The organism is Gemmatimonadaceae bacterium (assembly GCA_020846935.1).
Lineage (GTDB): Bacteria > Gemmatimonadota > Gemmatimonadetes > Gemmatimonadales > Gemmatimonadaceae > RBC101.
Genome location: JADLCY010000001.1, coordinates 355836 through 375174 on the forward strand (window position 1 = coordinate 355836; position 19339 = coordinate 375174).

Annotated in this window: 15 protein-coding genes; 9 read left to right on the forward strand and 6 right to left on the reverse strand. The window is 67.7% G+C overall.

Annotated features, from left to right (window positions below):
- The 6 genes from IT361_01535 (at position 1) to IT361_01560 (ending at position 8036) form a co-directional block, all read left to right on the forward strand.
- A complete protein-coding gene (locus IT361_01535) occupies positions 1-378 on the forward strand; it encodes a hypothetical protein (GenBank protein MCC6316343.1) in 378 nt (125 codons plus the stop codon).
- Positions 375-1676, forward strand: coding sequence for a TolC family protein (locus IT361_01540; protein MCC6316344.1), 1302 nt, complete (start codon positions 375-377; stop codon positions 1674-1676). The genes IT361_01535 and IT361_01540 overlap by 4 nt, the downstream gene beginning before the upstream one ends.
- An 8-nt stretch (positions 1677-1684) precedes the next feature.
- Positions 1685-3442, forward strand: coding sequence for an efflux RND transporter periplasmic adaptor subunit (locus tag IT361_01545; GenBank protein ID MCC6316345.1), 1758 nt, complete (start codon positions 1685-1687; stop codon positions 3440-3442).
- A 12-nt stretch (positions 3443-3454) separates the two neighbouring features.
- Positions 3455-4678: an ABC transporter permease gene (locus IT361_01550; protein ID MCC6316346.1), complete on the forward strand. Its 1224-nt coding sequence runs from the start codon at positions 3455-3457 to the stop codon at positions 4676-4678.
- 499 nt (positions 4679-5177) lie between these two features.
- On the forward strand, positions 5178-5819 hold the full coding sequence (locus IT361_01555) for a PadR family transcriptional regulator (GenBank protein MCC6316347.1): 642 nt from the start codon (positions 5178-5180) through the stop codon (positions 5817-5819).
- A 219-nt stretch (positions 5820-6038) separates the two neighbouring features.
- A complete protein-coding gene (locus IT361_01560; protein MCC6316348.1) occupies positions 6039-8036 on the forward strand; it encodes a potassium transporter Kup in 1998 nt (665 codons plus the stop codon).
- A 348-nt stretch (positions 8037-8384) separates the two neighbouring features.
- On the opposite strand, the gene IT361_01565 is transcribed toward IT361_01560, so the two are convergent.
- From IT361_01565 to bla, 4 genes are read right to left on the reverse strand one after another with little or no spacing between them, the layout of a single operon-like run.
- Positions 8385-9962 carry an NAD(P)/FAD-dependent oxidoreductase gene (locus IT361_01565; GenBank protein MCC6316349.1) on the reverse strand — a complete coding sequence of 526 codons (1578 nt, stop codon included), beginning with the start codon at positions 9960-9962 and terminating at the stop codon, positions 8385-8387.
- The gene (locus IT361_01570) at positions 9959-11545 is read right to left on the reverse strand and encodes an NAD(P)/FAD-dependent oxidoreductase (protein ID MCC6316350.1); all 1587 of its coding nucleotides are present in this window, start codon (positions 11543-11545) and stop codon (positions 9959-9961) included. The genes IT361_01565 and IT361_01570 overlap by 4 nt, the downstream gene beginning before the upstream one ends.
- A 2-nt stretch (positions 11546-11547) precedes the next feature.
- Positions 11548-12741 carry an aminomethyl transferase family protein gene (locus IT361_01575; protein MCC6316351.1) on the reverse strand — a complete coding sequence of 398 codons (1194 nt, stop codon included), beginning with the start codon at positions 12739-12741 and terminating at the stop codon, positions 11548-11550.
- Positions 12742-13758, reverse strand: a complete 1017-nt coding sequence (gene bla, locus IT361_01580; GenBank protein MCC6316352.1) for a class A beta-lactamase — start codon at positions 13756-13758, stop codon at positions 12742-12744.
- Between the two features lie 563 nt (positions 13759-14321).
- On the opposite strand from bla, the gene IT361_01585 reads away from it, so the two are divergent.
- The 3 genes from IT361_01585 to IT361_01595 all read left to right on the forward strand — a co-directional run bounded on the left by IT361_01585 (position 14322) and on the right by IT361_01595 (position 17210).
- A complete protein-coding gene (locus tag IT361_01585) occupies positions 14322-15554 on the forward strand; it encodes a thiol oxidoreductase (GenBank protein MCC6316353.1) in 1233 nt (410 codons plus the stop codon).
- A 113-nt stretch (positions 15555-15667) separates the two neighbouring features.
- Positions 15668-16024 carry a Rieske (2Fe-2S) protein gene (locus IT361_01590; GenBank protein ID MCC6316354.1) on the forward strand — a complete coding sequence of 119 codons (357 nt, stop codon included), beginning with the start codon at positions 15668-15670 and terminating at the stop codon, positions 16022-16024.
- Positions 16017-17210, forward strand: a complete 1194-nt coding sequence (locus tag IT361_01595; GenBank protein ID MCC6316355.1) for a hypothetical protein — start codon at positions 16017-16019, stop codon at positions 17208-17210. The genes IT361_01590 and IT361_01595 overlap by 8 nt, the downstream gene beginning before the upstream one ends.
- Before the next feature lie 12 nt (positions 17211-17222).
- Here IT361_01595 and IT361_01600 read toward each other — a convergent pair whose 3' ends face one another.
- Positions 17223-18335: a PDZ domain-containing protein gene (locus tag IT361_01600; GenBank protein ID MCC6316356.1), complete on the reverse strand. Its 1113-nt coding sequence runs from the start codon at positions 18333-18335 to the stop codon at positions 17223-17225.
- A gap of 90 nt (positions 18336-18425) precedes the next feature.
- Positions 18426-19244: an MBL fold metallo-hydrolase gene (locus tag IT361_01605; protein MCC6316357.1), complete on the reverse strand. Its 819-nt coding sequence runs from the start codon at positions 19242-19244 to the stop codon at positions 18426-18428.
- Positions 19245-19339: the final 95 nt, after the last annotated feature.

Consider the following 19339-nt stretch of genomic DNA (forward strand, 5'->3'; position numbering starts at 1 on the left):
GTGCGCCAATCCAAGAACGTGGCGATGGCCTTCCTGCTCGGCACCTTCCTCACCGGAGGCGTGCTGGGGTTCAGCGCCAATCGCTACATGAAGCGCGACCTGATCTGCACGCCGCGCGGAGCGAATCCCCTGGCGGAAACCATGGCCGAGCGTCTCGGCCTCGACGAGGCGCAGAAGGCGAGCATCAACACGATCATCGACAACCGGTCGGCGCAGTACAAGAAGGCGATGGAGCCCATCCGGCTGCAGATGGACTCCATTCGCATGAACGCGCGCGAGCAGATGCGTCGCGTCCTCACGCAGGAGCAGAAGCAGGAGTTCGAGCTCTGGCTGCGTGACCTGGCCGACACCACACGCAAGGGTTCAAACTCGGAATGAAACGTTTCGTCATTGCGCTGCTGATCCCGATGGCACTTCATGGTCAGGGCGTCGCCGGTGGCGACGCCCGACCTCTTTCACTGGAAGACGCCATTCGACTCGCGCATCAGAACTCCCCGCTCGCCATCGCCGCGCGCGGCCAGCTGCGGACAACCGACGCGGCGGTGCGCACGGCCTTCAGTCAGTTCCTCCCCACCCTGAGCCTCTCGGCGGGCGCGAGCCGGTCGGCCGGCGAGGCGCTGGGACCCAATGGAAAGCTGGTACAGATCTCGAGTCCCTGGAACTTCAACCGCGGCCTGAGCAGCAACCTTGAGCTGTTCGATGGCTTCCGCCGGCAGAACACCCTGCGCAGCGCCAGGGCGCAGCAGACCGCCGCCGAGTCCAACGAGCGACTGCAGCGCTACCGGGTCGCGCTCGAGGTCAAGCAGCAGTACTTCAACGTGCAGGCATCACGGGAGTCGCGCGGCGCGGCACTCGCGCAGCTGGCCCAGGCCGAGGAACAGCTCAAGGCCGCCAGCGCGCGCGTCACCGCCGGCGCGGCGACGAAGTCCGATTCGTTGCGCTCGGTGATCGCCGTCGGCAACGCACGGCTCGCCGTGCTCACCGCCGAGAACAGCATTCGCCTCGCCAACGCCACCCTCACACGACTGGTGGCCTCGCCCTACACCGTGACAGCCGCCGGCAGCGACTCCGACGCCGTCGCCGTCGTGGCCCTCGACAGCGTCGAGGTCGTGAAATGGCTCGAGGACGCGCCGTCCATCAGCCAGGCGCGCTCCGACCTGGCGGCCTCCGTGGCGGCGGCGAAGTCCTCGCGGGCCTCCTACTGGCCAACGTTCAGCGTCGGCGCCAGTCTGAGCGGCAACCGCTCCGACCAGGCCTTTGCACCGAGCGGCGGGGCATACAGCAGCAACAAGTCGCTCCGTCTCAACTTCAGCTATCCGCTGTTCAACGGGCTGCAGCGCGAGGAGAACGTGGCGCGGACGGCCGTGGCCGAAGACAACGCCCGCGCTCAGCTCCGCGAGGCGCGCATGGTCGCCGATCAGCAGCTCACGCAGTTGCTGGGCTCGTTGCGACTCGCCGAGGTCCGCCTGGCCATCCAGGAGGCATCGGTGGTGGCCGGCGAAGAAGACCTCCGCGTGCAGAACCAGCGGTACACGTTAGGCGCCTCGACGCTGCTCGACCTCCTCACCTCGCAGAGCACGCTCAACCAGGCACGCTACGGCCGCATCCAGGCCCGATACGACGCCCGCGTCGCCAAGGCGCAGATCGAGGCCCTCGTCGGCCGCGACATCCCCTGAGCCTTCCCATGTCCATCCTCAAGGTCCCCGTGAACCGTACGCTACTCCTCGCGCTCGCCATCGGCAGCGCGGTCGCCGCCTGCAAGAAGGAGGAAGTGCAGGTCGTGACCATCCGCACCGCCCCCGTGGAGCGGCGCACCATCGTCCTCGACGCCACGGCGTCGGGCGCGGTGGAGCCTATCAACGTCGTCGAGGTCAAGTCGAAATCGTCGGGCCAGATCGTGCAGATGACCGTCGAGACCGGGAGCATGGTCAATCGCGGTGATCTGCTCGTGCAGCTCGAGACACGCGACGTGCAGAACCAGTTCGACCAGGCCAAGGCGGACCTCAATGCCGCCGAAGCGCGGCTCCAGGTCTCCGAAGCGCAAAAGAAGCGCGCCGACGATCTATTTTCCCAGCGCATCACCACGGCGCAGGAGCACGAAACGGCGCAGCTCGACTTTGCCAATGCGCAGGCGGCGGTCATTCGCGCCCGCACGTCGCTCGACCTCGCCCAACAGCGGCTCGACGACGCCACGGTGCGCGCCCCAAACAGCGGCACCATCATCGAAAAGACCGTGTCGCTCGGTCAGGTCATCACCTCGGCCACGAGTGGCGTCGGCGGCGGCACCACCCTGCTCAAGATGGCGGACCTCACCAAGGTGCGCATGCGCGCGTTGTTCAACGAGACCGACATCGGCAGCGTGTCGCCGCGCCAGCAGGCAACGGTCACCGTGGACGCGTATCCGGATCGCCCGTTCCACGGCGTGGTGGAGAAGATCGAGCCCCAGGCGGTGATCCAGCAGAGCGTCACGATGTTCCCGGTGCTCATCAACCTCGAGAATCGCGAAGGGCTGCTCCGCCCCGGTATGAACGGCGAGGCCTCCGTGCTCGTCGATCGGCGCGAGAACGTCCTCTCTGTTCCCAACGACGCGATCCGCACCTCGCGCGAGGCGCCCATGCTCGCCGGCGCACTCGGGCTCACGGCGGATTCGGTCGAAGCATCGATCCAGGCGCAGATGGCGCAGTTTGGCGGCATGCGGCAGGGACAGCGAAACCAGGAGGCCGGGTTGCCGTCGATGGGCGGGCCACCCCGGGGCATGCGGATGGGACACGGAGACGTGGCACTCGACCAGCAGGGTGAACGCCGTCAGGCCGCGCCGGTAAGCGAAGCCGAGTGCGCAAAGGTTCGTGAGGCCATGGCAAAGAAGCCTGATGTTGCAAAGAAGCTGGCCGACCTGAGGCAGAAGATGATGGCCGGTGAGATCGACTTTGCGGCGATGCGCGATCAGTCGCAGGCTCTGTATCGCGAAGCCGGCGTGGACCCGATGGCGGCTCGCGGCTGCATGGGTGGCACACGTCAGGGCGGCACGCCGGCAAACGGCGCCGGCGCCGCCGCGGGGAACGGAGGCGCACCTCAGAGTGGTCGTGCCGACTCCGCGCGCGGAACGGGCACCTCCGGCACTCGCGGCGACCGTTCGGCGACGCCGGAGCGCGCCGGCGAGACATCGCAGCGGGGGCGTTCGCGCACCGCCGTCGTGTTCATCGCCGTAAACGGCGTGTATTCGCCCAAGGTGGTCCAGCTTGGCATCGCGAACTTCGACTACACCGAAGTGCTGACCGGACTCAAGGACGGCGACCAGGTCGCGCTGTTGGCCACCGCCGCGCTTCAGGTGGCGCGTGACTCCAGCAACGCCCGGTTCCGCCAGATGACCGGCGGTGGAGCGATGCCTGGCATGCAGCGTCAGCAGGGTGGCGGAACGGCCGCTCCCCCGCCGCGCCCGTAACCGGAGCATTCCATGGTCTTCGGCGAAATCTTCGTCGTGGCACTCGGCGCCTTGCGCGCCAACAAGCTGCGGTCCCTGCTCACCATGCTCGGCATCGTGATCGGTGTGGCGGCGGTCATCGCGATGATCGCCCTCGGCCGGGGAGCTCAGATCGCGGTGAAGGAGCGCATCGCCGCGTTAGGCACCACGCTCCTCACCGTGACGCCCGGCCAGCAGCGCCAGTCCGGTGGCGTCTTCTCCTTCAGCGACCGCGCCCGCATGACCATGAAGGACGCCGTCGCGCTGGAAGCGAATGCCAGCGCGATCGGTGAGGTGCAGCCGGAGATGACCAGCCAGCTGCAGATCCAGTACCTGAACAAGAACACCGGCACCAGCGTGACCGGCACCACGGCGAACTACCTCGCGGTGCGCAACTACAAGCTCGCAGCCGGTCGCTTCTTCACGACCGCCGAGGATGCGCAGAAAGCCCGCGTGGCCGTCATCGGTCCGGAGGTGATCAAGAACCTCGGACTGACGAGCCCCTACGCGATCCTCGACGAACCGATCCGCGTGCGCGGAATCCAGTTCACCGTCGTCGGGGTGCTCGAATCGAAGGGGCAGGCCTCGCCGTTCATGAACCCGGACGACCAGCTGCTCATTCCGCTGCAGACCGCGCGCTACCGCGTGCTCGGCACCGAGCGCGTACGGTCCATCTCGATCCTTGCACCGAGCGAAGACAAGATCGCGGAGTCCATGGCGGAGATCCAGCGCGTGCTGCGGCGCGAGCACCGCATCCGCCAGGGGCGACCCGACGACTTCACGATCCGCAACCAGTCCGACTTTCTCTCCACGTTCGCCGAGACGACGCAGGTGTTCACGTACCTGCTGTCGGGCATTGCTGCCGTGTCGCTGCTGGTCGGCGGCATTGGCATCATGAACATCATGCTCGTGTCCGTGACGGAGCGGACGCGCGAGATCGGTGTGCGCAAGGCGTTGGGCGCGACGCGGTGGAACATCCTGTTCCAGTTCCTGATCGAAGCGGTCGTGCTCTGTCTCCTCGGTGGCCTGATCGGCATCCTGCTCGGTGGCGGCGTGGCAACCTGGATGAGTACGACGTTCCAGTGGAACACCAGCATCTCGCCCGAGTCCATCGGCCTGGCCTTCGGCTTCTCGGCGGTGGTAGGCGTGTTGTTCGGCGTGTGGCCGGCACGCCGCGCGGCGCGGCTGGATCCGATCCTGGCGCTGAGATACGAATAGCGTGGAATGGCCGATGGCCGGGTAAACGAACCAGCGGCATCGACCAGGTTGAGAGGCCAGCGCGAGAGACGGACGGGTGGGCGGCCGGACGAATAGTCGCGTGGGCTTGCGGGGTCGGATTGAACTTGGAGCAGGACTCCTCGAGGGGCCGCGTCAGGGCGCGGCCCCTCGGCTTTTCGCAGGTGTCGAACTGAGTTCGCAGCCCAGTTGACCGGTCTGTCTCAGACCCGCCCACCCCCTGCGTCTCCCTCTCTCGCTCTCTCTCTCTCTCGCTCTCTCTCTCTCGCGCGCGCGCGCGTTAGCCCTCTCATTCCTTCTCTTCCCTCTCTTCCACCCTTGCCTCGTCACCTTCTTCCCTCTCCCTACTCTCTCGCTCGCACTCTCGCGCCGTCGCCGGTGGTCGGCGGTTCGGCTGACCTCCATCTCGCTGGTATCCCCCGCCTTGCCAACACCGACATCCGATATATCTTACGATCTATCGCGAGCCAAGAGGCTAGGTATGTGGAACCGTGATTTCTGTTATGGCCCTGGGAGGGATAGGCGGGGTCGTCGTGAGGGGATGTTTGCGGAGTTCGTGTGGGGCGGCAGGCGGCGCCGGGGCGGCTGGGGCGGACGGATGTTCGAGCAGGGTGACCTCAAGTACGTGATCCTGCAGCTTCTCGCCGAGAAGCCCCGTCATGGCTACGAGATCATCAAGGCCCTCGAGGAGAAGTCGGGGGGAGCGTACGCGCCCTCTGCCGGAGCGATCTACCCGACCCTGACCTTGCTGGAAGACATGGGTTTTGCCGTCTCCAGCCAGGAGTCGGGAGGCAAGAAGGTCTACACGATCACGGAGGCGGGACGCGCCTACCTCGATGAGAACAGGTCGACCGTCGAGGACGTGTTTGAACGCATTGGGGAGATCGGCTCTGCGTTCTTCAGCGACGGCGTGCGGGACGTGGGGCGAGCGTTTGGCCAGATGGCCAAGGCCACTTTCGGAGCATCACCAGAGCAGCTCCGAGACAGTGCGACGTCTCGGCGGGTGATCGAAGCGATTCAACGCGCCTCACGGGAAATAGATGAGATACTCCATGAGGCGCGAGCGCGCCGAGACCGGCCGGCGGGAGCTGCACCGAACGAGGGAGCTGGGGGGCCGGCTTAGCGAATCGCGCGGCGGGCCTCCGTCACCGCGGCTCAAACATGCCAGGAGGCGGGGACCGAACGCGGGACAAGCGCTGGCTGGACGCTTGGCAGGCGCCACATAGATTGACGAACGGGTCGCGGCTTTCGCCGTGACCCGTTTTTCGTGGATCGCGCTGACCTGGCGCGTACCGTCGACCTTATCGTCCGACCCGGGCCAGACCGGGGAAGGCGTCGCCCAATGAACGAACCTCCCGCCCCTTCGCCTGAACCTGGGGGCGCTCCACATACCGGAATGCGTCCGTCGAACCACACAACGACGGAGAATCCCGTTCCGCTCCATCGCCATCACGCCGAGGCGGATCCCAGGGGGCGTCGACTCGCCATCCTGACGATCACCGCGCTCGGCGTCGTCTATGGCGACATCGGGACCAGTCCCCTCTACGCGCTGCAGGAGTGCTTCAAGCCGGAGTACGGCCTGACGCCAACGCCGGAGAACGTCTACGGCGTGCTCTCTCTCATCCTGTGGTCGCTGATCGTCATCGTCAGCATCAAGTACATCGTCTTCATCCTGCGGGCGGACAACCGCGGCGAAGGCGGGATCCTCGCGCTGCTGGCGCTGATCTTCCAGGAAGAGAAGGAAGACGGCATGGGACGCACGAAGCTCGTGCTGTACATCGCGCTCGGGCTGTTCGGCGCTGCGCTGCTCTACGGCGACGGCATCATCACGCCCGCGATTTCGGTGCTCGGCGCCATGGAGGGCCTGCAGGTCGGCGCGCCCGGCTTTTCGCGCTTTGTCGTCCCGGCGACGCTGCTGATCCTGTTCACGCTCTTCCTGTTCCAGAAGTACGGTACGGCGCGGGTGGGAGGCGTCTTTGGTCCGATCATGGCCACCTGGTTCGTCACGCTGGCCGCGCTTGGCATCGCCGAAGTGGTTCGCGAGCCGGGGATCCTGCTGGCGGTGAATCCCTGGTATGCGATCCGGTTCTTCATGGCCAACGGACTGCACGGCATCGTGCTGCTGGGGGCGGTGGTGCTGTCGGTGACGGGCGCTGAGGCCCTGTACGCGGACATGGGGCACTTCGGCCGCAAACCGATCCGCACGGCGTGGTTCGGTCTCGTGTTTCCGGCCCTGCTGCTCAACTACCTCGGCCAGGGCGCCCTGATCCTCCGCGATCCGTCGGCGTCGTCGAATCCATTCTACAATCTCGCGCCAGGCTGGTTCTTCATCCCGCTGCTCATTCTCGCGACGCTCGCCGCGATCGTGGCTTCGCAGGCGTTGATCTCGGGCGCGTTCTCGATCACACAGCAGTGTGTGCAGCTCGGGTATTCGCCACGCGTGACGATCATCCATACCTCCAAGCAGGAGGCCGGGCAGATCTACATTCCCGAGGTGAACTGGCTGCTGATGATCGGGTGCCTGGCCGTCGTCGCCGGGTTCGGCTCGGTCAGCCGCCTCGGGGCGGCCTACGGCATCGCCGTGACCGGAACCATGGCCATCACGACGATCCTGTTCCACGAGATCGCCCGGTCGCGCTGGAACTGGTCGCCGTGGCGAGCCGGATTGCTGAGCGGGTTCTTCCTCGCGATCGACCTCGCCTTCTTCGGCGCCAACGCCATCAAGATCGAACACGGCGGCTGGGTGCCGCTGGCGCTCGGACTGTGCATCTTCACGCTGCTCACGACATGGAAGGCGGGCCGCGTCCTGCTGCGGCGCATCCTGGAGGAACGCTCACTCCCCGTCGCGGAGTTCGTCGACAGCCTGGCCAAGGGCTCGGTGGTGCGTGTGCCGGGTACCGCGGTGTTCATGACGTCCGAGTCGGAGGGGACGCCGGTCGTGCTGCTGCACCACCTGAAGCACAACAAGGTGCTGCACGAGAAGACGATCCTGCTCTCAGTCATCGCCACGCAGGTGCCCGAGGTCCCGAGCAGCGAACGCATCACCGTGGAATCGCTCAGCAGCGGCATCTACCGGGTGAAGGCGCGCTATGGCTTCATGGAGACGCCTAACGTCGAGGACATCCGTTCGCGCCTCGCCGAAGCCGGCATCAGGACCCGTCGTATGGACACGACGTACTACCTGGGCCGCGAGCAGCTGATTCCAACAAGCGGCGTTGGCATGGCCAAGTGGCGGAAGCGGCTGTTTGCCGTGATGTCCCGCAACGCGCGCTCGGCAACGCAGTACTTCGGCATCCCTCCCAATCGCGTCGTCGAACTGGGAGCGCAGATCGAGTTCTAGGGAAGCTCTGAATAAGTGACTCTTGCATCTGGGGCGACGGCGCGCGGTATTGGCGCCCGACGGATTTCTTCACGAGGCCCAGATGAGTGAGCAGCGGACGTTGGCGAGCCAGGCGTGGATGGGCAAGAAGAAGGTGACCCGCCGGGAGCGCTTCCTGGCCGAGATGGACGCCGTCATTCCCTGGTCCACGCTGACGGGCCTGATCGCGCCGCACTATCCCACCGCCGGGCGAGGCCGGCGGCCGCTGCCGCTGGAGACCATGCTGCGCGTGTACTTCCTGCAGCAGTGGTTCGATCTCTCGGACCCGGCTGCCGAGGATGCCCTCTATGATAGTGAGGCGATGCGCCATCATGCCGACTCCCGGAGGATCTCCCGCGCCGCGAACCACCCGGACACGCCCGCCGTTCCCGCACCGGGGTGCGTAGAGCTGCCGCACAGCCAGAGTCCGTTGAGCGGCGCGGCGTGGCGCGCACACGCAGGCACGGGGCGCATGAAAAGGAACTGATCGAGCGCCAGTTCGCCGTGCAGCACGCTGCCTTCGGTGACGAGGTACTCCCGGGCAAGATCAGCCGGGGTGCGCACGTCCATGTGCAGGGTGCGACGCCCGAGGTCCGGTGCGTGCGGCGCGAGTGCCCGCATCACCGCCGCGCCTAACGCCACGCGCCGCTCCGGCGTCCATCCAGCGCGCAGGTCGTGCGCCGCGTACTGCGCGTGTATGGTCACCACGTGTTTGCCCGCCGGCGCCAGTCCGGGATCGAGTACGGTCGGCACGGTCACCTGCAGACCCGGCGACTCGGCCATCCCGCCGTGCTTGGCCGCGTCGTAGGCCCGCTCGAGCCAGGCCATCGTGGGCGCGATGGTGATGCTGCCTGCCAGCGCCTCTCGTGGCCATGGCGAGGCGCCGCCAAAACCGGGATCGCCATCGACCGCGAGGTGCACACGCGCCGAGGGGCCGCGCATGCGCACGTGGTCGACGGCGTGAAGGAACCCGGGATCGAACAACCCGGGTTCGACCAGCATGAATGTGCGACGCACATCAGCGCTGCACGCCACCGTGCGTGCCACCAGGCGTTCGCCATTGACGAGTACCACGCCCGCCACACGATCATCGCGCGTGACCACCTGAATGACTTCGGCGCCACAACGTATCTCGACCCCGGCGGCCCGCGCCGCAGCCTCGATCGCCAACGGTAGCGCCGCAACACCACCCGTGACGACCCGGCGCCCGTTCACGAGCCCCAGCGGCATGCCCACGTGATGATGCAGCAGCACCAGCGTCGTCCCACCAGACATGGGGCCGTGCTGCACGTCGCGTATGCCGCCGAACGACAGGGCGCCCTTGAGTGCCGGGTGCTCGAACCACTCGTCGAGGTAGTCGGCAACTTCCATCGGCACGGCGCGGAGAAAGTCGATCATGCCGCGGCGGCCGAGTTTGCGTAGCCGTCGCCCTGATGAGAGCAGATCCCACAGGTCGCGCGGCGCGGTGCTTCCAACGAGGGGCGCTCGCCGTGAGTATATCTCGGCGAGCATGCCCGAGAGGGCGGCGAGCTGGGTGCAGAACTCGGTCCAGCGCGCCGCGTCGCGAGGGGCGATGCGTTGCAGGGCAGCGGCCCCGCGCGAGGGGTCGGCATCGAGCACGACGGGCGCGGCGTCGTGGACCGGAATCACCGTACCTGCCGGGGCGAACGTCGGCGCGTAGCCATGCCTCGCGAGCCCGAGCAACTCGGCCAGCGGCGCCGGCATCCATCCCGGGTCGTCGACACAGATGTTGGCGCGGAATCCCGGGTGGAACTCTTCGGTGGCGCACACGCCGCCGACGACGTCTCGCTGCTCGACCACCAGGACCTTGCGGCCGGCGCGTGCGAGCAGCGTCGCCGTGGTGAGCCCGTTCACGCCGGCACCGATCACGATGACGTCATAGCTCATCGACGGCCCCCGGTATCGCGCAGGATTTCGAGCGCTGCCAGCCGCCCTCCCGCGCCCATGATGCCTCCGCCGGGATGCGTCGCCGAACCGCACTGGTACAGGCCATCGATCGGGGTGCGGAAGTGCGCCCAATGCGGCGCCGGCCGCAGGAAGAACAACTGGTGCAGCGCCAGTTCGCCCTGAAAGATGTTGCCCTCGGTGAGACCCGTGATGTCTTCGATGTCCTGCGGCGTGAGCACCTGCCGGTGGAGGATCAGGTCGCGGATGCCGGGCGCGAAACGCGAGATCGCGGCGATGACCGCGTCACCGAAGGCCTCGCGTCTGGCGGCATCCCAGCCGCCGGTGATGTTTGAGGGCGCATACTGCACGAACACCGACATCACATGGCGACCGGGGGGCGCCATCCGGGGGTCGATGGCCGACGGGAAGATGATGTCCATGTACGGCGCACGCGAAAACTCACCGTACTTCGCGTCGTCGTACGCCCGCTCGACGTACTCCATCGTCGGCGAAATCGAGATCGCGCCGCGGTGGTGCGGGCCCACACCGGGAATGCAGGTGAAATCCGGCAAGGCACTGAGCGCGAGGTTGACCTTGCCTGACGAGCCCCGGATCTTGTAGCGCCGGATGTCCTCGACGAACTCGCTGGGCAGCTGGCCGGGCTCGACGAGGCCGAGGAAGCTGCGCCTGGGGTCGAGCGATGTCACGACGACGTCGGCGTGGTACTCATCGCCCGCCTCGGTCACGACACCGGAGGCGCGACCGCCGCGGGTGAGCACCTTCGTCACACCGGCGTTGAGCACGATGTCGGCGCCAAGGCTGCGCGCTGCGCTCGCGATCGACTCGGAGATCGCACCGGTCCCTCCCCTGGCAAAGCCCCACGCGCGGAACGCGCCGTCGATCTCCCCCATGTAGTGATGCAGCAGGACGTACGCCGACCCCGGCGTGCGCGGGCCCATGAACGTGCCGATGATTCCGCTCGCCGAACGTGTCGCCTTGATCACGTCGGTCTCGAACCACTCGTCGAGGAAGTCCCCGGCGCTCATCGTCATCAGCTTGTAGAGCGCGTGGAAGTGTCGGGCGTCGAGCGTGCTGAAGTGCCGCCCCATCCTGAGCAACCCGCGCAGATCGCTCGGCGCGAGCGAGGTGGGGTCGGGCGGCACCATGGACAGGATCGGCTTGACCGCCATGGCCATGTGGTGCATCAGCTTGCCGTATTCGTCGTACGCCTCCGCGTCGCGGAGCGAGTGGCGCACGTATTCGCGGCGCGTCGCATCGTGATCGGCCCAGCCCGCCAGGTAGTCGCCGTTGAACATCGGCGTGACCGTGCTCTCCAGAGGCAGGATGTGGAGCCCGTGGCGAGGCAGATCCAGGTCGCGGATCACCTCGGGGCGCAGCAGCGACACGACGTACGAGAACACGGAGAACCGGAACCCCGGAACGACCTCCTCGGTGACCGCGGCGCCGCCGACCAGGTGCCGCCGCTCGAGGACCACGACCTTCCGGCCTGCACGCGCGAGGTAGGCCGCGTTCACCAGCCCGTTGTGGCCCCCGCCGATCACGATGGCGTCGTAGCGATGCAGGTTCATGCGCGCTTGCGCTCCGGATCGAAGAACGGGAGCCGATGGACGCGCGCCTTCACCCGTCGACGCTGGTGTTCCACGGTGACTTCGAGCTGCAGTGGGGTGTCCGTCGTCGCGTACCGGGTCTCCAGATGCGCGAGGGCGAGGTAGCGCTTGAGCAAGGGCGACCAGCAACTGCTCGACGCGTAACCGACCTGCCGGTGCGTGTTCGCGTCGTAGATGGGGATACTCGCGCGGACGGCGACGCCCGGGAGGCGCGGCGCGAGGCCGGACTCGGCGAAGGTGCGTTCGAGCGAGGGCCAGTCCACCTCGAGCCCCGTGAACGTCCACGCCGGCCCGCGTGCAACTTCGTCGCGAATCGCGCGATGGCCGTTGAAGAACTCCTTGCCCAGCGCCACGCTCCATCCCAGCGACAGCTCGTGCGGCGTCGACGTCTGCCCTTCGATCATCGCGCGGCGCGCCGAGGTGTAGTCGACGTCGAGCAAGAGGAGCCCGGCCTCGATGCGCGCGATGTCGAGCGCGAGCAGCCCCGCGGGGACGATTCCGTAGGGCATGCCTTCCTCGATGAGCGCGTCCCAGACCTCCAGCGCGCGCTCCGGCGGGATCCAGAGTTCGTAGCCCAGATCACCGGTGTACCCGGTGCGCGTGATCTCCAGCGGCACGCCGCGAATGGTGGCCGTCGTTTGGCGGAAGAACCGAAGCGAGGTCAGTGACTGCTGCGTGGCCTGCTCCAGGATCACGCGCGCGCTGGGCCCCTGCAGGGCGAGGGCAGCGATGCGGTCGCTCACATCGTCGATCGTCACCGAGAGTCCGCGCGTGCTGAGCCCCAGCCAGCGATAGTTGGGGTCCGCGGACGTCATGCGCCAGCGCTCCTCGTCGAGTCGCGTCACCGTGCCGTCGTCGAGGACCTTTCCTTCGCCGTCACACCACGTCGTGTACAACACCTGGCCGATGGCGACCTTCTCCACGTCCCGGGTGATCACGCGATCGAGCAGACGGGCCGCGTCCGCTCCGCCGAGGTGGTACTTGAACAGCGGAGTGACATCGAGGAGCGCCGCGGAATTGCGAATCGCATGGTACTCGCGCTCGTGCGTGAGTTCGTACGAGCTCGCGACGACGTAGCCGGCCCAGCGTCGCCAGTTCTGCCCCTCGCAGAGCGCCGACGTTCTCGGATGGAACGCGGTGGTGCGGAGCATCTACTTCGACGTGAACAGGAAGTAGTCGTAGGCCGCCCGTGCCACCTGCGCGATCACCCGCTCCTGGGCCACGGCGTCCACCAGCGACTCCTTGACGAAGATCGTCATCACCACATGTCCCGCGCCATCGGGAAGCGTCACGATACCGACGTCATTGGCGACCCCGATGCCTAACGAACCCGTTTTGTGCCGCACGTCGGTCCCGGGCGGGAGCAGGCCCTTGATGCGCATCGCGCCGGTCTCGCACCGGAGCATGATGTCCAGCAACAGGTCCGTGTTCGGCCTGGACAGGGCCTCGCCCTTCCACAGCTTCTGCAGCAGCCGCGCCATCCCCAGGGGAGTGGCCGTATCGCGCGGATCGCGATAGAACGCGGTGGCGGCGGCTTTTGACGCTTCGGGGCTGACCTGGCGCGCTTTCGCTGCAAACCCACTCAACGTCCAGGCAGACTCGGGGCCGAGGTCCGTCACACCGATGGCGTCCGCAATCAACTGGATGGTGGATCGGTTGGCCGAGATTCCCGTAACGCCGAGGGCGGCCAGTCGCTCGTTGACCGCGGAGCCACCGCCGGCGCTTCGCAACACGATGTCGGTCGCGCTGTTGTCGCTGATCAGCAGCATCAGCTCGGTGAGGTTGCGCAGCGAGAGGACGACGCCCGGATCGTCGAACAGGTTCGAAAGCGTTCCGCTGCCCGGGTGCAGGTCGCTCGCCTGCACCGTGATCATGGAATCGAGCCGCACCTGACGGCGATCGACGCGAGTGAGCAACTGGACGGCGATGGGCACCTTGACGGTGGACGCCATCGGAAAACCTTCGTCGCCGTTCACGAAGAGTTCGCGGCCGGACTCGAGGTGGATCAGTCCCACACCGACCTTGCCGCGCGCAGCGGTCGAGAGTCGCTGGATCTCGGTCCTGAGGCGCTCGAGCCCGACGTCGTTCGACTGGGACTGAGCCGACGGGGGACTGAGGAGCAATCCGACGAGCACGAGCAAACGGGCCAACACGCGGGGAAGTCGCATCCGGGTTCGGAGTGAGAGTGCGGGGAAAGCTCGGGGCGGGCCTGCCGACGCGCCACCCGCCCAGCGTCTGCCACTCCCTGGCAACGAGGCAGAGCCGAGCATTCGCCCCGCACGCCAAGACCAGCAGTCTGGCCTGGTCTTCGAGCGTGCGCTCTGGGCACGCCTCGGGCTCAGTGCTCCCTGCGGGTACGGCTCGTACGCGCATCACGGGTCCGTCATTCTCCCCCGGAGACTTCACGGCGCGGGTCCGCACGGCGTCCGTGTCCAGGCATGGCTGGGCAAGTCCCGGACGAGGCATTGCCCGTCGCGCCCCTCACTGGCCTGATGCGCTCATTCGTTCCTTCGTGCGCCCGGACCCGGCGATCCGATCTGCTCGGCGCTCGCCCGTTCACCGACCTCGTCTCTCGATCCTGGGTCACCGTCGCGGCGGGCGTAGCGAGCCAGCGCTCGGGCGCCGACGACGCCGCGTGGCGCACGGGACGACGGAGACGACCAGCCTCCGATTTGGAGGGCTTTCTTGACTTAGACGGCAGTAACTGACAATTTCGTAATGACTAAATCTTATGTCAGTCCAGCCTCTCTCCCGATGGGCGCCACGGGTGTTGCGTGGCGTCGCCCTCCTTTGCCTGGTGGCCGGGGCCGCGTGTCGCGACCTCCTGACCGTCGCACCCAACGACGCCGACCTGTTCGACGCGCCGCTCGAGGGACTCACTCCGCCCGAGCTGGCTGCCTTCGCGCGTGGCGACGCTGAGTTCGGGCGACGATTCTCCCCGACCACCGGACTTGGTCCGATCTTCAACGACGTGTCGTGCGCTTCGTGCCACAGCGGCGACGGTCGCGGACGGCTCGACAACGCGCTCGTGCGCATCGGGTCGCCCGCTGATGGCTTCCTTCGCCCGATCGGCGGCCCGCAGATCCAGGGCAAGGCCATTCCCGGCGCGCACGCCGAGTCGGTACCGCCGGGCGTGGCCACTTCCCTGCGGCTCCCACCGCCGGTGTTCGGTACCGGGCTCATCGAGGCCATCCCGCTCGCGACCATCCTTGCCCTCGCCGACTCGGCGGACCGGGACGGCGACGGCATCTCCGGTCGACCCAACTGGGTGCTGCCTCCGTCGTACGTGACCGCTGCGGAACCGGGCGGCGGCAACGGGCCCCAGCTCGGTCGCTTCGGGCGCAAGGCGTCCGTCAGCTCCATCCTGCAGCAGACGGTTGGGGCCTACCACGAAGACATGGGTATCACGACGGCGCAGCTGCCTGACGAGAACGTGAACCCGCTCGCCCCGACGACGATCACCGTCGATGCCGTCGCGGATCCCGAGGTCTCCCCGTCCACGGTGCAGGCCGTGGTGCACTACCTGCGCGCGCTGGCGCCGCCGGCGCCGGCAGACGACAACGCGACGCGCACGGAAGGCCGCACGCTCTTCGCCCAGGCGCGCTGCACCGCGTGCCACACTCCGCGCTTCACCGCGGGCGCCAGCCCGCTCGCAACGATCCAGGGACGGTCCGTCGACCTCTACTCCGACTTGTTGCTCCACGACATGGGGCCCGAACTCGCCGATGACCGCCCGGACGAGGGGGCCACGGGCAGGGAGTGGCGGACGGCGCCACTGTGGGGCCTCCGACTCATGCGTCGCTTCCTCAACGGCGACGCGTTCCTGATGCACGACGGTCGCGCTCACACCGTGGACACGGCGATCCGGCTCCACGGTGGCGAAGCCGCGGCCTCACGCGCGGCGTACGTCGCCCTCACGCCCGCGCAGCGGAGTGCCCTCCTCGCCTTCGTGGAATCCCGATGAGCACCGGAGCGCCTGAGGGTCCCCGCGCACTCTCCCGCCGACGCTTCCTGACCACCGGCACCGGCGCGCTCGCGGCCTGTGCCATCCCGTTAGGCGCCTGCGCCACCGTGCCGATGCGACGCGTGGCCCCGACCGAGGGACGACTCGAACTCCCGCTCGACCGGTTCCCCGAACTCACGCAGCGCGACGGCGCCCTGCGGTTCCAGGTCGCCGGCCGCGACGAACCGATCGACGTGCTCGCGATGGGAGCGGGTGCGTACGTCGCACTCTCCCCGATCTGCACGCACCTGGGCTGCACGGTCGAGGTCCAGGGCAGCGTCCTGGTGTGTCCGTGTCACGGGTCGACCTTCGAGCGCAGCGGGCGCGTGGTTCGAGGACCGGCCGAGCAGCCGCTGGCTCGTTACGAGGTGTCGCTGCGTGCAGATGGTACCCTCATCATCGTCCTCGATCGGCCTTCGCGCGATGCGTAACCTCCTCGGAGCCCTCGGCATCGCCGCCACCGCCGGCACGGCATCGGTGGCCGAGTCGCAGCAGCGCGACACGGTCGCGCGCCGCGATTCCGCCGCAGCGGACACGACACGACCGTTCGTGCGCGGCGGGGTGTACGACAAGCCGTTCCAGACGCGACTCCTCGGGCGCACCGCGATCGGGGGATACGCCGAGGTGCACGCGCGCTACCAGCGCGTCAATGGTGTGAGCGAGGCATCGGGGTTCGACGCCCGACGGTTCAATCTTTTCACGAACACCCGGGTGAGTGATGTCGTCACGATGGCGGCGGAGCTCGAGATCGAAGACGGCGGCCGCGAAATCACGCTCGAGTATGCCGCCATTGATCTCCGCGTACACCCGGCGCTCGCGATTCGCGGAGGTATGCTCCTCTCGCCGATCGGGCGATTCAACCTGACGCACGACAGTCCACTCAACGAGTTCACGGACCGACCGCTCGTCTCCACCGAAGTCCTCGGCGTGGCACTGTCGGAACCGGGGATCGGGGTGTATGGCCGTGCTCGCACGGGTCGAAGGGGGCGTGTCACCTGGGAGCTCTACGCCACCAACGGATTCCACGAAGGCCTGCTCGCCGACGCGGGCACGCGGATTCCGCTCGGCAAGGCCAATACCGAAGACAACAACGGATCGCCCGCTGTGGTCGGACGCATCGCCTGGAGCCCCGGCGTCGCGCACGAAGTCGGCGTCTCGACGCACCGCGGGGCGTGGAACGGCTTTCTCGCCGACGGGGCACGCATCGACGAGCAGCGAGATGTTCAGCTGACGGTGCTCGACGCCGAGACGGCGCTGTGGGGCGTCGAGCTGCGTGGCGAGCTGGCGATGGCGCGCGTGGACGTGCCCAATGACCTGCGTGGCATCTACGCCGAACGCCAGCGCGGAGTGTATGCGGAGGCGACGCGGGCCTTTGGTCGAGGATGGATCCGGACGTTGCCCACCTCGACCTTCCTGCTCAAGGCCCGCGCCGACCACGTCGACTTCGACCGCCAGCGCCCGGGCGACTCGGTGGCGCAGTGGACCGTTGGGGTGAACTTTCGCCCCACCACCGACTCGGTCATCAAGTTCGACTACGTGCGCGGACGCTCACGCGACCGTTTCAACAATGCGAGCGACCACGCCTATCTGCTCGCGTCGCTCGCCACGTACTTCTAGCCCGTCGCCGCGTCATCGAATCTCGACACGCGGACGCACGCGGACCCGGGCATCGCGCAAGCGCGACATGGCGGAGCTGATCTGCTCCTCCACCATGGCACGGCGTTCCGGCGACAACCTGAGACGCACGTCGCCATCGTCGAGCCGATCGAAGTACAGCAGGTCGCTCCCCTGCCCTTCGCGGAGGATGCGCGGAAGCGCCGGCATGCGGCCCTCCAGCGCGCGCCACGCATCACCGTCACCGAACGAAAAGCCAAAGCCGCCGTCCCCGGTGAAGAACGCACGGGCATCGCGGCCGGGGAGATCCTTCGCGGCGACGGTCTTCACGCGCACGGTTCGCGCCTGACCCCCGCGAATGAGACGCAACTCGACCTCATCGCCAGCCTTGAGCTTGTCCAACGCCCTGGTGACCCGACGCATGCGGCTGTTGCTCACCGTCCAGTCGCCGGCATCGGCCGCCGGCACGCGCGTGTCGACGCCGTTGATGGCCGCGATCCGATCACCTTCCTCGATCCTTGCCTTGTCGGCCGGGCCGTCATCGGTCACGCTGGCGATGAGGATCCCCAGGGTATCCCGTCGGCTTCCGGACGCACCGAGGCCGATGCCGATCGTTGCGCGATCTTCCGTGTCACGACGGACCTCCGCGACGGTGCGGCGCTCGGGCCGGAGTGACTCGGCGCTCACGGTCGTGAGCTTGACGCTGCGCACCTGACCCTCGCGGTACACGCGGAGGTCCACCGTGTCACCGACTTTGGACTTGCCAAGCTCACGGACGAGACGCCGCGTTCCGATGCCGAGCATCTCCTCGTCTTCAACGTCTGCCGCGGCAAGCCGCAGCGACACGCCGTTGATGGCTTGCAGGCGGTCACCCTCCTCGACGCCCGCTTTCGCGGCCGGTCCACCGCTTGTGACGTCGGTGACGAGCAAGCCGAGCGTGTCGCGTGTACCGCCCGGCCCGGTGGACACGCCAATGCGCGGGCGGTCCTCGTCGGACGAGCGGAGGGTCAGTACGCGCGGCTGGGGTCGGCGCTCGCGTTCTTCGGGCGCACGGAGCTGCTGGGCCTCGACCTGCGCTGCGGTAGCGAGCGCCAGGGCGGCGGGGAGGATGAGTCTGCTGGTGGTCATGGTGGCCGGTGGGTGTCGGACACTCGTTCTGTCACGACGCGGCCGTCGGAAGGTTTCCGCGATCCGCCCCGACGGCCGTGGTCGACCTCGTCAATACACGGCCAGGTCACGCGCAGACTCCACGCGACCCGTGTATCCGGCCGCCCGTATCTCGCGCAGCAAGTCATCGTCGGAGCTGCCCCAGTAGAGCTGGTGGTACAGCACGAGCAGCTTTGGCCGCGCACGCGCCGCAAGGGCAGCGAGTTCCCTGGTCGAGGTGTGCGCACGCACGTGGTAGGCCTGCCAGGGCGCGGGCCGCGTCACGAAGCGCTCGGTACTATACACCTCGTGCAGCAGCACATCGCATCCATTGCAGGCCTGCACGACCGCATCGCTGGCCCGCGTGTCGCCCGACACCACGATCACGCGATCCCGTGTCTCGAAGCGATAGCCAAAGGCATGCGCCCAGTCTCCATGCGGCACGGCGAACGCCTTCACGGTCACGAGCGAATCGCGGTATACCACGCGCGCCCTGGCGACCTCGGTGCGCACGCGATAGCCGGTCGTGTTGGCGGGCTCACGTCCGTCGACCCGGTTGCGCACATCGGCGGTCCATGCGGCCTCGATGTGGCGGACCATCTCCCGGATTCCCGGCGGGCCAACGACATGCAGCGGCGCCGTGCGTTCGAGCACCCAGGGTGAGTAGATCAGGTCCGGCAGACCCAGCGTGTGGTCGGAATGGAGGTGGGTGATGAATACCCGGTCGAGCCGCGGCGCCGTGAGGGCGTCAATGCCTTGCCGCGCCGCCGCGGCCGCTCGTCGCACCACGCCCGGCCCCGCATCGACGAGGTAGGTGCGACCACCTGCGACGATCGCGACCGCGGGGCCGGAGCGGTCGGGGTCGGCGTTGGGCGTGCCGGTGCCGAGCATCACGACGCGGGCTCCCGTCGTCGGCGCCTGGGCATGGGCGACAAGGCCGCCCTGCGCGACGGTTGCGGCGAGTGCGGCCGCGCCGAGCCGGGCAG

Excerpts from the sequence above, each read along its gene's own strand:
- IT361_01550 (MCC6316346.1), top strand. The coding sequence starts at position 3,455 with ATGGTCTTCGGCGAAATCTTCGTCGTGGCACTCGGCGCCTTGCGCGCC.
- IT361_01545 (MCC6316345.1), top strand. The coding sequence starts at position 1,685 with ATGTCCATCCTCAAGGTCCCCGTGAACCGTACGCTACTCCTCGCGCTC.
- IT361_01600 (MCC6316356.1), bottom strand. The coding sequence starts at position 18,335 with ATGACCACCAGCAGACTCATCCTCCCCGCCGCCCTGGCGCTCGCTACC.
- IT361_01540 (MCC6316344.1), top strand. The coding sequence starts at position 375 with ATGAAACGTTTCGTCATTGCGCTGCTGATCCCGATGGCACTTCATGGT.
- IT361_01555 (MCC6316347.1), top strand. The coding sequence starts at position 5,178 with ATGTGGAACCGTGATTTCTGTTATGGCCCTGGGAGGGATAGGCGGGGT.
- IT361_01565 (MCC6316349.1), bottom strand. The coding sequence starts at position 9,962 with ATGAGCTATGACGTCATCGTGATCGGTGCCGGCGTGAACGGGCTCACC.
- IT361_01595 (MCC6316355.1), top strand. The coding sequence starts at position 16,017 with ATGCGTAACCTCCTCGGAGCCCTCGGCATCGCCGCCACCGCCGGCACG.
- IT361_01585 (MCC6316353.1), top strand. The coding sequence starts at position 14,322 with ATGTCAGTCCAGCCTCTCTCCCGATGGGCGCCACGGGTGTTGCGTGGC.
- bla (MCC6316352.1), bottom strand. The coding sequence starts at position 13,758 with ATGCGACTTCCCCGCGTGTTGGCCCGTTTGCTCGTGCTCGTCGGATTG.
- IT361_01575 (MCC6316351.1), bottom strand. The coding sequence starts at position 12,741 with ATGCTCCGCACCACCGCGTTCCATCCGAGAACGTCGGCGCTCTGCGAG.
- IT361_01560 (MCC6316348.1), top strand. The coding sequence starts at position 6,039 with ATGAACGAACCTCCCGCCCCTTCGCCTGAACCTGGGGGCGCTCCACAT.
- IT361_01590 (MCC6316354.1), top strand. The coding sequence starts at position 15,668 with ATGCGACGCGTGGCCCCGACCGAGGGACGACTCGAACTCCCGCTCGAC.
- IT361_01605 (MCC6316357.1), bottom strand. The coding sequence starts at position 19,244 with ATGCTCGGCACCGGCACGCCCAACGCCGACCCCGACCGCTCCGGCCCC.